The organism is Xenorhabdus griffiniae (genome assembly GCF_037265215.1).
Lineage (GTDB): Bacteria > Pseudomonadota > Gammaproteobacteria > Enterobacterales > Enterobacteriaceae > Xenorhabdus > Xenorhabdus griffiniae.
In genome coordinates, this window is record NZ_CP147737.1 from 4,220,290 (window position 1) to 4,234,868 (window position 14,579).

The 14,579-nt window shown below is 41.9% G+C and carries 12 protein-coding genes and 3 pseudogenes; 9 read left to right on the plus strand and 6 right to left on the minus strand.

Features of this window, described 5'->3' with window-relative positions; all coding sequences use genetic code 11:
- Positions 1-82: 82 nt before the first annotated feature.
- From WDV75_RS19225 to WDV75_RS19235, 3 genes and pseudogenes are all read left to right on the plus strand, one after another.
- Positions 83-1,066: a TRAP transporter substrate-binding protein gene (locus WDV75_RS19225; protein WP_273558513.1), complete on the plus strand. Its 984-nt coding sequence runs from the start codon at positions 83-85 to the stop codon at positions 1,064-1,066.
- A 120-nt stretch (positions 1,067-1,186) separates the two neighbouring features.
- Positions 1,187-1,936 carry an FCD domain-containing protein gene (locus tag WDV75_RS19230; RefSeq protein WP_273558515.1) on the plus strand — a complete coding sequence of 250 codons (750 nt, stop codon included), beginning with the start codon at positions 1,187-1,189 and terminating at the stop codon, positions 1,934-1,936.
- Between the two features lie 313 nt (positions 1,937-2,249).
- Positions 2,250-2,393: pseudogene (locus tag WDV75_RS19235) on the plus strand (IS1 family transposase); the annotation flags it as partial.
- A 128-nt stretch (positions 2,394-2,521) separates the two neighbouring features.
- On the opposite strand, the gene WDV75_RS19240 reads toward WDV75_RS19235, so the two are convergent.
- Together WDV75_RS19240 and WDV75_RS19245 are read right to left on the minus strand one after the other, a co-directional pair.
- Positions 2,522-3,049 carry a GTPase gene (locus WDV75_RS19240; RefSeq protein WP_189760355.1) on the minus strand — a complete coding sequence of 176 codons (528 nt, stop codon included), beginning with the start codon at positions 3,047-3,049 and terminating at the stop codon, positions 2,522-2,524.
- Positions 3,050-3,316: 267 nt separating this feature from the next.
- Positions 3,317-4,213, minus strand: a complete 897-nt coding sequence (locus WDV75_RS19245; protein WP_273558517.1) for a WYL domain-containing protein — start codon at positions 4,211-4,213, stop codon at positions 3,317-3,319.
- A gap of 523 nt (positions 4,214-4,736) precedes the next feature.
- Between WDV75_RS19245 and WDV75_RS19250 the strand changes: the two genes are divergently transcribed.
- The 6 genes and pseudogenes from WDV75_RS19250 to WDV75_RS19275 all read left to right on the plus strand — a co-directional run bounded on the left by WDV75_RS19250 (position 4,737) and on the right by WDV75_RS19275 (position 11,433).
- Positions 4,737-5,015 carry a DUF3375 family protein gene (locus tag WDV75_RS19250; RefSeq protein WP_273558519.1) on the plus strand — a complete coding sequence of 93 codons (279 nt, stop codon included), beginning with the start codon at positions 4,737-4,739 and terminating at the stop codon, positions 5,013-5,015.
- The gene (locus WDV75_RS19255) at positions 5,015-6,232 is read left to right on the plus strand and encodes a DUF3375 family protein (RefSeq protein ID WP_337927170.1); all 1,218 of its coding nucleotides are present in this window, start codon (positions 5,015-5,017) and stop codon (positions 6,230-6,232) included. Before WDV75_RS19250 ends, WDV75_RS19255 begins: the two co-directional genes overlap by 1 nt.
- Before the next feature lie 5 nt (positions 6,233-6,237).
- On the plus strand, positions 6,238-7,002 hold the full coding sequence (locus WDV75_RS19260) for a DUF4194 domain-containing protein (RefSeq protein WP_273558520.1): 765 nt from the start codon (positions 6,238-6,240) through the stop codon (positions 7,000-7,002).
- A 17-nt stretch (positions 7,003-7,019) separates the two neighbouring features.
- Positions 7,020-7,154, plus strand: a pseudogene (locus WDV75_RS19265) (ATP-binding protein); the annotation flags it as partial.
- Between the two features lie 1,734 nt (positions 7,155-8,888).
- Positions 8,889-10,283, plus strand: a complete 1,395-nt coding sequence (locus tag WDV75_RS19270; RefSeq protein ID WP_420497506.1) for an SbcC/MukB-like Walker B domain-containing protein — start codon at positions 8,889-8,891, stop codon at positions 10,281-10,283.
- A 4-nt stretch (positions 10,284-10,287) separates the two neighbouring features.
- Positions 10,288-11,433: a Wadjet anti-phage system protein JetD domain-containing protein gene (locus tag WDV75_RS19275; protein WP_273558524.1), complete on the plus strand. Its 1,146-nt coding sequence runs from the start codon at positions 10,288-10,290 to the stop codon at positions 11,431-11,433.
- A 292-nt stretch (positions 11,434-11,725) separates the two neighbouring features.
- Here WDV75_RS19275 and WDV75_RS19280 read toward each other — a convergent pair whose 3' ends face one another.
- The 4 genes and pseudogenes from WDV75_RS19280 to WDV75_RS19295 all read right to left on the minus strand — a co-directional run.
- On the minus strand, positions 11,726-12,265 hold the full coding sequence (locus tag WDV75_RS19280) for a YopT-type cysteine protease domain-containing protein (RefSeq protein WP_273558526.1): 540 nt from the start codon (positions 12,263-12,265) through the stop codon (positions 11,726-11,728).
- Positions 12,266-12,970: 705 nt separating this feature from the next.
- Positions 12,971-13,783 carry a hypothetical protein gene (locus tag WDV75_RS19285; RefSeq protein ID WP_273558528.1) on the minus strand — a complete coding sequence of 271 codons (813 nt, stop codon included), beginning with the start codon at positions 13,781-13,783 and terminating at the stop codon, positions 12,971-12,973.
- Positions 13,773-14,198 carry a hypothetical protein gene (locus WDV75_RS19290; RefSeq protein WP_273558530.1) on the minus strand — a complete coding sequence of 142 codons (426 nt, stop codon included), beginning with the start codon at positions 14,196-14,198 and terminating at the stop codon, positions 13,773-13,775. Before WDV75_RS19290 ends, WDV75_RS19285 begins: the two co-directional genes overlap by 11 nt.
- 153 nt (positions 14,199-14,351) lie before the next feature.
- Positions 14,352-14,574 (minus strand): annotated as a pseudogene (locus tag WDV75_RS19295) (hypothetical protein); the annotation flags it as partial.
- Positions 14,575-14,579: the final 5 nt, after the last annotated feature.

Consider the following 14,579-nt stretch of genomic DNA (forward strand, 5'->3'; position numbering starts at 1 on the left):
CTTTGCCCAGTCAATAAAATCTGATTATGGTTTGCCCACAAGAAAATAACAAAAACCGACCCTCACCTCTGGAGAACCAAACATGCAGAACAATAAACGACAGGTTTCAGGCATAGCGGCTGGCATCATATTGATGATAGGGGCATCTCAGGCTTTCGCCGTGACAACGCTGAAACTTAGCCATAACCAGAACCGGGCTCATGCAGTCCATCAGGCCATGACCCAGTTTGCTAACGAAGTGAAAGAAAAAACCAATGGGGAAATTCGCATTCGCATCTATTCTGATTCTCAATTGGGCAACCAACGTGAATCCATCGAATTGATGCAAAATGGCGCCTTGGATATTGCTAAATCCAATGCAGCAGAATTAGAAGCCTTTTCTCCCGCGTATTCCATTTTTAACCTGCCCTATTTGTTCCGCGATAAAGAGCACTACCAACAAGTCATCGATAGCGATATCGGCAAAGAAATCCTCGCTTCAAGTCAAAACATGGGATTTATTGGTCTCACTTACTATGATGCGGGGGCACGCAGTTTTTATGCGAAAAAACCGATTAGAACGCCTGAAGATCTAAAAGGCTTGAAAATTCGCGTACAACCCAGCCCAACCGCTATTGCCTTGGTGAAAGGGTTGAAAGGAAATCCAACACCACTCGCTTATGGTGAACTTTATACCGCCTTGCAACAAGGGGTTGTGGATGCGGCTGAAAACAACATCACCTCTTTTACGCTAAGCCGCCACAATGAAGTGACAAAATTCTTTTCTCTGGATGAGCACACGATGATCCCTGATGTCCTGTTAATATCTAACAAGTCATTGAATAAATTAACCACTGAACAGCAAGAGATTGTGAAAAAAGCAGCGCTGAACTCCTCAAAATACATGATTCAACTGTGGGAAAAATCAGAAAAAGAAGAGCGGGCAAAAGCAGAAAAACAAGGCGTTGAGTTTATTACTGTGGATAAAACCCTCTTTCAGGACGCGGTTAAACCCATGTATGACGATATCGCTAAAACCCAACCGGCATTATTCGAAATGGTAAATCGAATACGTAAAATAGAATAATTTTCTCTCAAAACCACCTATTGTAACAAGAATAGGTGGTTATATTTCTGGCATTGATGCCTTAGAATAACATCATTTTTAGTCGATCCATTTAAGTATATGACCTTACGGCGGCATTAAATGATGAACTTTGCAGACTCCAGACGTCCCTATCACGAAGTAGCCCAATCATTACGTCAGATGATTATAGAGATGGATTATTCTCCCGGTGATCGTCTACCGACAGAACGTGAAATTGCAGAAAAATTCAGCGTTTCGCGCACGCTTGTTCGTGAAGCGTTAATTGTACTGGAATTGGAAAACCTCATTGAAGTACGCAAAAGCTCAGGCATTTACCTCATCCAATTGCCACGCTCCTATTCAAGTGATACGACCATCAATGCCGCAGGGCCTTTTGAGCTGTTACAAGCGCGCCAATTATTGGAAAGTAATATCGCTGAATTTGCAGCGCTCCAGGTGACTCCAGCCGATATTGCTAATATGCGCAACGCATTGGAAAAGGAGAAAAAGGATCTGATTTCGGGGGAAAGTGAATCCGGTGACAGAGAATTTCATTTAGCTATCGCACAGGCAACGCATAACAGTATGTTAGTTGAATTGCTTAAACAGTCCTGGACGTGGCGTGAAAATAATCCCATGTGGATGAAACTGCATAGCCGAATTACCAATACTGATTACCGTAAAGCGTGGCTGAATGATCATCAGGCAATTTTGGCAGCGATGATAAAAAAAGATCCCGCAGCAGCGAAGCAAACAATGTGGCAACACTTAGAAAATGTGAAACAGAGTTTACTGGAATTATCCGATGTAGATGACCCTAATTTTGACGGGTATTTGTTTGAGTCGTATCCGGTTGGGATTGGGAAGTGAGTTTTGGGGATTGGGGAGTTGCGACTATTTGCAGCTCCCAAAAACTCACTCATCAGGCCGATCTCGCCTTTCATGACATAAACAAAAACCAAGAATAAATAAAAACACTGGCTAATGACTTTCAGTATTATAAGGAAGGAAAAAACTTATCCGGTCACGTATTCAATCCGTTGCTGATTATAAATAAGTTTTCATAATACTGAGAGTATCAGATGTTGGAGTTCCTTACCCCGCGCGGAGCGCGGGGTAAGGAATACGCCTATCATTTTGAAACACTATTTATATAGTCGTTATTTTTTCGGGAGGAAATAAAATGGCAACGGTTGAAGTAAAGTGTCAATTTTGTCAGCAAACGGAGTTTATTAAAAAACACGGCAAAGGCGATGCGGGTCACTAACGTTACCGCTGCTTATCCTGCAAACGCACGTTTCAACTTGAGTACGCCAACAGAGCATACTAGGCGGACATAAAAGAACAATTTGTTGATCTTACCATGAATAATTATAGTGTTGCGCTTAATATGTGAATCCGAAAATATATTCTCTTATGATATTGATATATTATGAAAATAATTTACAAAAGTAACTACCTAGTAAGTTCCCATTTATCAAATTGATCCTTAATTTCTTTAATAGATGTCAGTTTGATTTTGGGTATGGTTAATTGTTCAAACAAACCCGCATAGCATTTTCTGCTGTTGGGGGTAACAACAGAAATATGATGGATCATTTTCCATTTGATACTATCTCTACTACCTTCCAGACCACCATAGCGCTTGCGTTGAAATAATGTTCTGTTTACATAACGTAGCAAGCTTGATGACGTTGAAACATCTAATAAGATCACTCCAGTTGCCCTGAATAGGCGTTGTGATAGACATTTTCTATAATTCCCATCTATAACCCAGTTATCTTCCTTTATTGCCATATCATGCAATGAGATGAATTCATCTACGGAACGTTCCTGCCAGTTTGTATTGGGTAAATGAAAAAGCTGATCCAGATGAATTACCTTCAAGTTACACTTCCTTGAAATTGCATTAGCAAGTGTGGACTTACCACTATTTGATGGCCCCATAATGCAAATTCTATTTCCTAAATCTGAAAGTTTCATGACATCCTCCAATGGTAATAGTGGCAGTTTTTGTTATCGGAATGACTATAAGTTCACTGACCTTAATTGAGTTATGGTATGGGTAAATTATAATGGTATAGGTGATCAAAGTTCTGAGAAAAATTTCATAATACTTTAAGCTCAAATATATACCTTTTCATCATAGTGAGACACTGATATTTATGAATATCACTTACTTCTCGCGCTGCGAGAAGTAAAAGAAGTGTCCTACGATATTGAATTTTTATTTATTACGCCATGGACAAATCAACCACTTGTCAGCTTGAAGTGGCATCCTAGATTAACTAAATCGGATCGGTTGGCTAATACCAGTGGATGTAGTAGAGGCTTCTCATTATATTCCCCGTCAAAATTCACTTGTAAAAGCCCAAGAGCATAATGGAGTAAAGGGATACGCTGAGTGATCAGCAATTTTCCATCATTCATCGCGTAATCACTGGCGATAATTTTTTGCTGAGTAGTGCTGAGCTTGGGGTTAGGCACTACTATAGCAGTCACCAGAGTATTCCACTCAACATCTTGCTCTCTTCCATTTTCGGAAGCATCCAGCAAATCAGGCACACCACGAAATCGACTCATTACAAAGTCCAGGTAATCTTTTTTCTTCTCACAATATGCACGTACATGCCAACGGATCCCATCATAGACCAACGTATGAGGTACGATATTGCGTCCACTTTGTTCTTCCGAGCTTAAGGATACATAGTCAACATCTACCCTCAACTGATAACGAGCCGCTTGCACCAAACCCCGAACGATCTCTGGATCGATATGGCGGGCTGGCACATTTAAAATCTCAATATGACCGTAACGTAAATCCATTAAAGGGAGAGCCATTCCCCGTTCTAGATGCCGACGCACCTGCTGTTTTTCCTGATGCAGGAGTGTCAGATACTCATCAACCTTACCTTCACTAAAACGGGGAATAAAAAAAGCGGTGGGTTTATAACCCCTGAGTTTACTATCGTATTCTAACCCATTAGGAGAATATTTCTTGATGTAGCGATTGATGTCTTTAGATGCCTGCTGACGACCAATATTAAAAGCAGAGCAAAGGTGGTTTGTCGTTAAACGCCCTTCCCACTGCAACACTATTTCAAGTAAACGAAAGCGTAAAGTTTGATCCCAAGTTAGCTCACCCATTGCCTTTATGTGCTCCAAAATGCGACATGTTCATGTAACCAGTATCGGAATATTATTCCCTGCCGAATATACTGAACTCATTCATCACATGTAGATAAGAGAAATCAATTGCCTGTGACTTTCCACCACTACTTGTTCACTTTAACCCATATAATTTTAAATAAAAAATAAAATACCAAAATCGAACATGACGGTGGAAATTACTCTGTGTTTTAAGAATGAATCTTTTCAAAAGAAAAAGGGGCGATATTTAAACGGGAGGCATAATGAAACTGAAGCAGGCGCGTAGTCTAGAATATAGGAAAAGACATCACAGCAGAGGAAGCGGATAAACTTTTTTCTGAGGGACTCCTAACCTCAAAATATCTTTTTGAATACCCAGAACCGAATTGTCAAACTCAGGTGACCTGCGCCAATCTGGATAAACCGAAGTATCTTCGTAAGCGCAAGCCATACTTCAAATTTGTTTCTGAGCATAACCCAGACTGTTACCTTAAAACCGAAATAGATGAAGGTCTGCGATATGAAAGAAAATATCAAGCAACGCACAGACAGTTATATTTCAGCAAGAAATCAACATCCAGCTTGGTTACTCCTTGCCACCCGACGCGCCCCACTCGTATTAAGTTGCCTGAAAACCTTGTTTGAGGAATCAAACGACGGTATTCCTCTTGAACATGCTATTCAGCATCTTGCCAACATTCTTATGGATCACGTAAACCACGAACAATATGAAATTAAACAGGATAACCCCATCTTCAGGCAAGCCGTGAACTACGAGAATGGATTAAACGTCGCCTAATTGTCGAGCGTGATGGACGTATATTTGCAACCGATGCACTTGAGATTTCCATCACTTTTGTTGAAACGCTTGATAACCGCTTTATGACTTCCACCGCTTCTCGCTTATCCATTGTACAAAGAGAAATCGAAAACCTGGAAACCAGTCTTAATCCTAATCCGGCTAACCGAATTTTTGTGTTACGCCGCCGAATAGCCGAGCTTGAACGCGAGTTACAAAAGGCAGAAGCCGGACATATTGAAATACTAGAAACACATCAGGCAATTGAACATATTCGCGAAGTCTTCAATCTGGCCACGAGTCTGAGAGCCGATTTTCGGCGTGTTGAAGATTCTTGGCGTGAAGCCTATCGTGTTCTCCGACAATCGATTATTGGTGAGCAATATCATCGAGGGGAAATCGTTGATCGTCTGCTTAACGATCAGGAAGCGCTACTCAATACTCCTGAAGGAAGGGTATTCGACAGTTTTCAACAACAACTTCGCCAGTCTGCTGAACTGACCACAATGAGTAAACGATTAAGCGTTATTCTTAGTCACCCTGCCGCTGCTAATGCATTAAGCCGTATACAACGTCATGAACTGCGTTGGCTAGTAAAACGCCTTGTAGATGAATCGCAAACGGTACTTCAGGCGCGAGCCCGCAGCGAACAAGATGTTCGAAGCTTTATGAAAACCGGCCTCGCCGCGGAACATCATCGTGTCGGACATTTGCTTAATGAATTCTTTAACTTAGCATTAAAACTTAATTGGCAGCGCCAAGCTGTACGCAAAAAGGAAGTGCCATTTCCCGCTGTTGGAGTAGCCGTAGGGGGGATCCCTGTCATTGAACGCCTTCGTTTCAAAGAAGTCGATGATGAAGCAGAGCAAACGCTCGATCTTAGTCATCATGTCGCCGATCTAGCACAAATCGGTGATGATTTCTGGGATGCTTTTCATGGGTTAGATCGTGAAACGTTATTCTATCAGACACTACAGCTATTGAAGGAGGAAAATAGACCCATTGGCCTTGCTGAACTGGCGACATTGCTGCCGCCTGTTCACGATCTCGAAACTTTTGCCTTCTGGATTGGAATGGCAAGAGAAGCAGGCATCGACGTGAGAGACGATCAACGTGAGTATGTTGAACTTAGTGAGGACGAAGATCACCTCTGGCGATTCAATCTACCTACCACTAGGCTGGAAAGCCAGGCACTGGAAGATATTGACTGGGAGTGACAAGCATGGCGGGATTTTTTGACAAATTTATCAATCAGCATAATGCAATAGATTCTGACAATAATTCGGCTCAGCAAGGCAATGATGTAACCGAGCATAACGATGTAACCGAGCATATAGAGGAAAACATCGCTGGCAGCGAAACGCGAACCGTGAAAAAAATACGAGAGGCCGCCCAAGAACTGCTTAAGTATGGTCTGCTAGAAGAGGCAAATAAACCCAAACTGTACCGCACTGTGTTGACCCACCCTGAAGAAATCATCCGAATTTTAGAACCACTCGATCTAGATATTGGTATAGATGAAATTCGCGGTGTGCTGTATGTCAAAGTCAAGCTTGATGAGGTTCAGGAGCAGAATGAATGGTCACATCCACTGGTGCGGCGGCAGAGGTTAAATCTAGAACAATCGTTGTTGGTAGCTATTTTGCGCCAGCATTTTATCGCCTGGGAGCAAGAGAGTGGAATCGGAGCTAACCAGGTGCAGATAGCCATAGACGATCTTCTTCCACAATTACAGGTCTACCTTGGCGATCCGGGAAGCGAGTCAAAAGAGCGAACACGGTTGATTAATCTATTGGATCAATTGAAAGTCCATGGATTAGTGACGTCGCCAGATGACCATGAGCGAATCACTATTCGTCCAGTCATTGCCCATCTCGCTGATCCGGTAAACCTTCAAGCATTACTAACATGGCTACGGGAACAGGTCGCACACCAGACTCCCTTTGATGACACATCTAAAAAAGATAACAGCGAGGAGGAAGCATGAAGCAAGAGACTTTCCTGATGAAAAATGACTCTTTTATTCTCACCAGTATCGAACTATTTAACTGGGGGGGATTTCAAGGATTGCATCAGGCGGCCATCAATCAGGCAGGTACGGCAGTGATTGGCCCAACCGGAAGTGGTAAAACGACTCTAGTAGACGCACTGATGACACTGCTTTGCGCTAATCCTCGCTATAATCTGGCCTCAACGGGTGGGCATGAAAGTGACCGGGATTTAATCTCCTACGTACGGGGAGTGTCTGGCCCTGGTGATGGAGGAGAAGGACAATCACATATCGCCAGATTAGGGAAAACTGTGACAGGTATTGCTGCAACACTGGAGCGTGAGGGGCAACTGGTACGCCTGGGGGCGCTGCTGTGGTTTGACACAACCAGCTTCAGTGCAACGGATATGAAAAGGCTTTGGTTATTCAGCGATAGTCCAGAACAGACACTTGAACGCTGGCTGAACATCTATCATGACGGCGGCACACGGTTGCTAAAGCAAATGGAAAAAGAGACGACCGGACTCTGGACATGGTCGAATAAAAAACAATACCTGGCTCGTCTGAGGGACTACTTCGATGTGGGAGAGAACGCCTTTACTCTGCTCAACCGTGCTGCAGGATTAAAGCAGCTAAACAGTATCGATGAAATTTTCCGCGATCTGGTACTTGACGACCATTCCGCTTTTGAGCGAGCAAAGGAAGTCGCCAACAGCTTTGATGACCTGACCGAGATCCATCAGGAGCTGGAAACCGCTCGCAAGCAACAACAATCCTTACAGCCTATTGCCCTAAACTGGGCTAAACATCAAGAACAGCAAATACAGCTTGCTGACAAGCTGGTACTGGAATCGTTGTTGCCCATCTGGTTTGCAGAACAGGCAAGCCATCTCTGGCAACAAAAAATCCGTCATATTGAGACGGCGCTTGATGAGGCAGAAACCAAAGAAGCTCATCTTCGGGTGCAGCTTGAATCTCAGAAAAAAGTCATTACCGACTGCATGCAGCGTTATCTACAGGTTGGTGGTGCAAATATTGATGAACTGAACGACCGTATTAACGACTGGCAGAGCACCCTCACCCAACGAGAAACACTAGCGCACCAGTACCAGCAACTGACACATAATCTTGGATTTTCATCTGTACTGACTCAACCACAGCTGGAGGAGAACCAGCATGAAGCTGAGGCCAGATTGGAGCAACTCACCCACGAGATAAAGCTTAAACAAGATGAGGTGTATCAAAAAGGCGCTCTCAGGCACAACGTGGCCGAGCAACTTCGTCAGCTGGAGTTGGAAAGCACCGAGATTTCACGACGTCCGGACTCTAACCTCCCCGTTCATTATCAGGCATTCCGCAGTGAGTTAGCACAAGCACTAAATATTGATGAAACCAACCTTCCTTTCGTGGCAGAACTGATTCAGGTTAAGCCGAAAGAAGCTCCATGGCGTGGTGCCATTGAACGCGCTATCGGTAGCCATCGGCTGCGTATCCTTGTCTCACCGGAATCTGCACCAGTAGCGTTACGCTGGGTAAACCAACGCCATAATCGTCTGCATGTGAGATTACTGGAAGTAAAATTACCGCATTCTCCCGCCAGATTTTTTGACGATGGTTTCACCCACAAACTGCTGTGGAAGGACCATCCCTGGATAGAGGCAGTAAAAGTGCTACTAGCAAATATTGATCGCCATTGTATTGACAGCCCCGAACAGTTGCGCAATATCCCCCATGCCATGACCGTTCAAGGACTAATGTCTGGCAAGCAACACTTTTACGACAAACAGGACCAGAAACGCCTTGATGAGGACTGGTTGACAGGGTTTGATAATCGGGATCGCATGACCTTCCTGGCGAAGGAAATTTCCAGGCTTCAGGAACAGATGGTGATCGCAGATCAAGAACTAGAGTCGGTAAAAGGTGAGGCAAGCCAGCTCCAGCATCAGGTTATTTTACTCCAAAAAATTCAGCAAATTGACTTCCATAATATCGATGTTCAGGGCGCCATGAGACGGCTAGCTGAACTAAAGGAAAAACTGGAAAACTTAACCCACCCAGATTCTGATGCAAGTGCTGCCAAGTTACTGATGACCCAGGCACAACAAGTTGAAAATGAACTAGAAAAGCAGCTTCAGAAAGCCAATAAAGACTCCGGCAGACTGGAAAAAAGCCTCGAAACGGCTTTAGCTACAGAGCAACAGGCACAGCGGGTTGCACAACAAGGAATATCGGCGGAAGATCGGCAATTAAGCGCCCTACACTTCCCAATAATAACAATAGAACAACTGTCTGATATTCATGAGCTGGAACGCCAACATATGCGCAAACTCCAGGATGAAATCGAAAAGCTTAAAGAAAAACTGCACGACTTGAACATGGAACTGACTCGGCGCATGTCCGAAGCCAAACGCGTGGATACTGGGGCACTTGCTGAAATAGGCACAGTTCTGGAAGATATTCCAGCTTATTTGCAGCGCTTGCAGAAACTGACCGAAGAAGCCTTACCAGAAAAACTCCACCGTTTTTTGGACTATTTGAACCGCTCGTCCGATGATGGCGTAACACAATTGTTCAGCCATATTGAACATGAAGTGTTAATGATCGAAGAGCGTCTAAGCGAACTAAACGCCACAATGTTCAGGGTTGATTTTCAGCCAGACCGCTACCTACGGCTGGTAACAAAGAAAGTAAACCATGAAAGCCTACGCACGTTTGAAAAAGCTCAGCGTCAGTTAAATGCCGCACGGTTTGTTGATGATAACGGTGAAAGCCATTATAAAGCCTTACAAGAATTGGTTGCATTGCTTCGGGATGCCTGCGAGAGAAATCGAACTCTAGGTGCAAAAACGTTGCTGGATCCACGTTTTCGTCTGGAGTTCGCCGTGTCGGTGATGAACCGCCATACTGGTAATGTGATTGAATCACGCACTGGCTCACAAGGCGGTAGCGGCGGAGAAAAGGAGATTATTGCTTCCTACGTGCTTACCGCATCGCTCAGTTATGCACTTTGCCCCAAAGGTAGTAGCCATCCGCTTTTCGGCACTATTATTCTTGATGAAGCTTTTTCCCGTAGTTCTCATGCGGTTGCAGGCAGGATCATTGCCGCACTCAAAGAGTTTGGTCTGCACGCAATATTTATCACACCTAACAAGGAAATGCGGCTGTTGCGCCATCATACTCGCTCGGCTATCGTCGTCCATCGACGCGGCCAGAATTCAAATATGGTTTCCCTGAGTTGGGAAGAGCTTGAAAAACACGATCAACGGAGAACACACTAGCAACATGAACTCCCCTGACGAAATCGCTAAGAAACTTTCCAACCAATGGTACAACTCAAAGCTCCGTGCTGAACGCCTACTCCCCCCAGGTAACTGGCCATTGAGTATCCCCATTGGTAAACCCACCTCAAGGGAATTTACTAAAAATACTCAACAAGTTTTGGAACATGTTCAGGCATGGAGGAATGTGAAGATCGGACGAGTCGAATGGGAGTTAGTGAGTTATCGGGCAAGTAATATGCCAATATCCATGCCATTGCGTTGGGTTTTACAGAAGCCTTCAGAATGGATTAATGCCACCAAGGATCCAGTGGTCAGCTGTGAGTTCAGATTACTTGAGGAAATTATCGAACATGTCAACACAGTTTTTCATCCACTATTGATCAAGAATCGTTCGCTTTGGATATATCGAAATCCTCAAGAGGTCATTACGGCAGCCAAGTTGGCCAACCGCTTAACACCGGGATACGCAAATGGACTACCATTGAGATTATTGTCAGGGCTAGGGGTGGATACAAAATTTATTGAAAATAATACATCATTACTAACCAGGCTCTTGGACGAACGTTTTATGGGAGAAGCCAGTAAACAAGGTTTAACAGATTTTCTGAATGCTCTTGATGAAAACAACCATTGGGTACTAGTAATACCGCTGTCACCAGAATTATTACCCTTTAAAAAAAGTAAAGTCACCACGGCAGAACTGGCTGAAATTAAACTGCCTGCTCCACGCTTGCTCATCATTGAAAATGAACAATGCCAGCATCAACTACCAACTTTACCTGACACTATCGCCATCTTAGGCACAGGACTTGATTTGCAATGGTTATCTAACCCTGCTCTGAAAGAAAAATCCGTTGCCTACTGGGGAGATATGGATACCTGGGGACTTTTGATGTTAGCAAGAGCCAGAAAATATCACCCAACTCTTTCTGCATTACTAATGCATCGAGAGTTGTTTGATGAACATGCCAGTCATAAGGCTGTTCCTGAGCCGGTAAAAGCACAAGACACCATTCCTGATGGTTTGCTGAACGAAGAAGCTGATTTTTATTACTATTTAGCTAATCTACAATGCGGACGCCTTGAACAAGAATTCCTCCCGATAGATGTAGTAACTTCGGCATTAATGAGCTGGGGAACGGATTAGTACATATAAAAGCCGAAAAATTAAGTGGCGAAGAATGATATTTGGGCCAATCCTTATAACACGCACTGTTGCCCGACATCCCATTAATGGCCATTGCTTATGTGTGCCAGGATAACATGTGGTATAAACAAATTTCAGTTGCCAAGGATGACGGAAAGTGTACTCCAAATAGGCATACTATGTACGATTCAATAAATTGATGTCATACCCACTTTCACTATTCATCAGATTAGCAGACTTATGAAGTGTCCGAGATCCTGATACCACTATAGTGCGATCACGGCTTGTAGATTTATACAATTGAGTACACAAGAATGTCATTACATGGCCTTGCAATCGCCCCTATTCCATCACGGTTAGGCCAATATCTTTCCTTAAACCATTCTCTAAGATGACAACGTGTCGGGAAATGAACGCAACCAAAATTAGGATCAAAAAAGTCGACACCATAGAAAGTTACTGCTAACCCAATAGCATGATCTTCATAAGCCAAAGCTTCATAACCTTCATTGATAGTTGCCAAGTTTTTTACAATATTGTTTTCATCATAACGGCTTAAATGTATATATAATAATCCATTTTCATTAAGAAATTTAATGCTATCCATACTTTTAGCTTTAAGATTTTCAACTATTTTTATGTAACTAGGAAATTTTATATTTCCTGGAAATAGGTGAGACTTTCCTGATTTGTGCATCTTTACCCAAGCCATTACTAAACTACTACAGGCTCCATTTTGCATAGTTGAAGAGAAATTAAGGGGAAAATGCAGAGTTTGATTGAAGCGAAATACCCAATTTCCTCCAAATTCATTAGCATCTAATAACGACATTTTTAAATCCCCCCCATTCACTATAAGTTTGGTTTACGAAAAAAATTAAGGGCAAAAATATGTTAAAAACAGGATATATTGGTTTTGCCTAATGTAAAGGTTTTTAAAAAGCATTTTAGTAAAGATTCTGAACAAGCTTTATATGCCAGTAAATTAAGTCGATTCCACTAAAACGCCGGAATTAAACTCAACTCATTGATATTCTCAGAATCCTCCAATGAAGGAAGCCGAACGATGTGCAGCTTTACATATCGCTCCAAACTCTGCGCTTCAGGGTATTTTAGCTTTATCAATGGGTTATAAGGTCAGGTGAAAGTTTTACGCAATTTTGTGAGTTAAGTCCGCTAAAGGGCTTTGCATTGTCCGCAGCACCTGGGCTTTGTACCCTGTGAGCTGGTGGAGCCGTTCGCTGGTAATTGAGCGGGCAGTAATCCCCACAGACACCTTTCCTTATTTCAGTTACGTATATTAGCTTGAACATCTATACCAATCTAACTTCAAGATGCGTATGATTTCTCTCCGCGAAGCGGGGAGAAATCAGGCTTCATATCGTGTTGTAAATTGCAATTTGAAGTTTGATGCGTATATATCATAACGGAAAGGTATTTTTCTTGGTATAACCTCGGGGCTCCACCTGCATAAATAATAAAATCGCCTGAATCGGCGCTTTTATTATAATTAACGATTGAGCCATATTATTTGTGATTACTCTTCTTTCGGGGTGTAATTCCAACCGGACGAACCACCAAAAGTAGCACCACCGTAACCACTACTTTGAGTGCCTAACGTATCCGAAGATTTAGCACCAACACCAAGTACTCCTTGCACTTTCCCCGCTCCATTTAAAGGAACTAATCCTTTAGTATTCCTCATCTGTTGCTTAAAACTCCATGTAACATCAGTGATAATCATACTTTTTTTAAGTGTATCAATATCATTCATATATATTCGCAATGAATATGGGATGGTAAAATCCTCAGTATAATTGATAGAAAATATATTTTTTCTTTTAAAAACTACACTGCCTGCGAAATTAAGTGCTTTAACGGAGTGAGTTGTACAGTTCACTCCAGTTACATCATAAGTATCAATTATTTTTCCAAATCTCTGAGTGGATTCGGGCGCGGAAGTTTCACCTATATTTTTACCTGTGTACCATAGTCCTTTAAAATATCTAGTTATTGCAAAAATATCAGCATCTCTAATATTATAAACTTGAGCTTCCATTCTATAAAGCTCGGTTGACATATATTCTATTGCTTCATTATTTTGCAACCAAATTAAAACACCATCCCCAGTTATTCCTAACGGCCCAGTATCAGCGTAACGACCATAGGTAAATACACTTATTCCACTTTCTGCATGAACAGAAATAAATGTATGGCCTGTTCCCTTTGTTTCCACCCATAAAAAAACATCCTTAGGCAACCATCGACAGGTAGTGTCATACATATTTAATGTATGTGAATCAAGTTCATCTAAGATTCTTGACTGCCTAATTATCTCTCTATTGTTCATATGTTTTCTTCCTTGCAAGGATATAAATAATAACTATTGATATAGGAAATGAAATTAATATAAAATGTATGTTATGGTTTTTAATAAATTTAAAAAAAGCCGAAAAGTTTAAAACATAGATAAATATGTTATTTAATGAGGCAATTAAAAATATAAAAAAAATCATTCCTAAACTGTTTTTTAATTTTTTTCGTAACAAAAACAGAATGGTACATAAAACAAATAAAAAATTATTAGTCAGCATTATATAATCAGTAGCACTAATAAAAAAAGACAATTCAGATGGAGTGTATTCTTTGCTTGCCCGTAGAGTTATTACTTCTTTTATAGTTAAATCAATAGAAATAAACCCTATGTTGCTAAAAATAAATAATAACATTATTATCAGCATATTAAATAATGACTTAATCCACATTTAACTCTCCCTATCATTTCGTTTCTAAAACTAACCTAGCTGAAAAATTCTTTATCTTGCCCATGATAATTGCATGTTTTTGATATACCGCAGGACAGGATATACCAGAATTATTTATATATTCTAGTATAGGTGACAATAAAGCAGGAAAAATTATTCTTCTGGCAGGCTATTCCTTGTCAGTTTCAGCATCCATTCGATAGCACTATCAAGATTCAGGCTCAGGTTGCTACGAATACCTTGTTTACTTTTCTTACGCAAGTAATGCTGACCATACTCCGCAAGCGCCACCGGCATATCCATGCCAAAACGAGTTACAGAAACGGGTTTATTCAGATTATTGCCTTTCATAATAAGCAAGATAGGAGTGATACATAGACA

Bases quoted from the DNA above. Each gene is read 5' to 3' on its own strand.
- WDV75_RS19245 (WP_273558517.1), bottom strand. From the start codon at position 4,213: ATGGGTGAGCTAACTTGGGATCAAACTTTACGCTTTCGTTTACTTGAA.
- WDV75_RS19275 (WP_273558524.1), top strand. From the start codon at position 10,288: ATGAACTCCCCTGACGAAATCGCTAAGAAACTTTCCAACCAATGGTAC.
- WDV75_RS19240 (WP_189760355.1), bottom strand. From the start codon at position 3,049: ATGAAACTTTCAGATTTAGGAAATAGAATTTGCATTATGGGGCCATCA.
- WDV75_RS19250 (WP_273558519.1), top strand. From the start codon at position 4,737: ATGAAAGAAAATATCAAGCAACGCACAGACAGTTATATTTCAGCAAGA.
- WDV75_RS19280 (WP_273558526.1), bottom strand. From the start codon at position 12,265: ATGTCGTTATTAGATGCTAATGAATTTGGAGGAAATTGGGTATTTCGC.
- WDV75_RS19285 (WP_273558528.1), bottom strand. From the start codon at position 13,783: ATGAACAATAGAGAGATAATTAGGCAGTCAAGAATCTTAGATGAACTT.
- WDV75_RS19230 (WP_273558515.1), top strand. From the start codon at position 1,187: ATGATGAACTTTGCAGACTCCAGACGTCCCTATCACGAAGTAGCCCAA.
- WDV75_RS19290 (WP_273558530.1), bottom strand. From the start codon at position 14,198: ATGTGGATTAAGTCATTATTTAATATGCTGATAATAATGTTATTATTT.
- WDV75_RS19225 (WP_273558513.1), top strand. From the start codon at position 83: ATGCAGAACAATAAACGACAGGTTTCAGGCATAGCGGCTGGCATCATA.
- WDV75_RS19260 (WP_273558520.1), top strand. From the start codon at position 6,238: ATGGCGGGATTTTTTGACAAATTTATCAATCAGCATAATGCAATAGAT.
- WDV75_RS19270 (WP_420497506.1), top strand. From the start codon at position 8,889: ATGGTGATCGCAGATCAAGAACTAGAGTCGGTAAAAGGTGAGGCAAGC.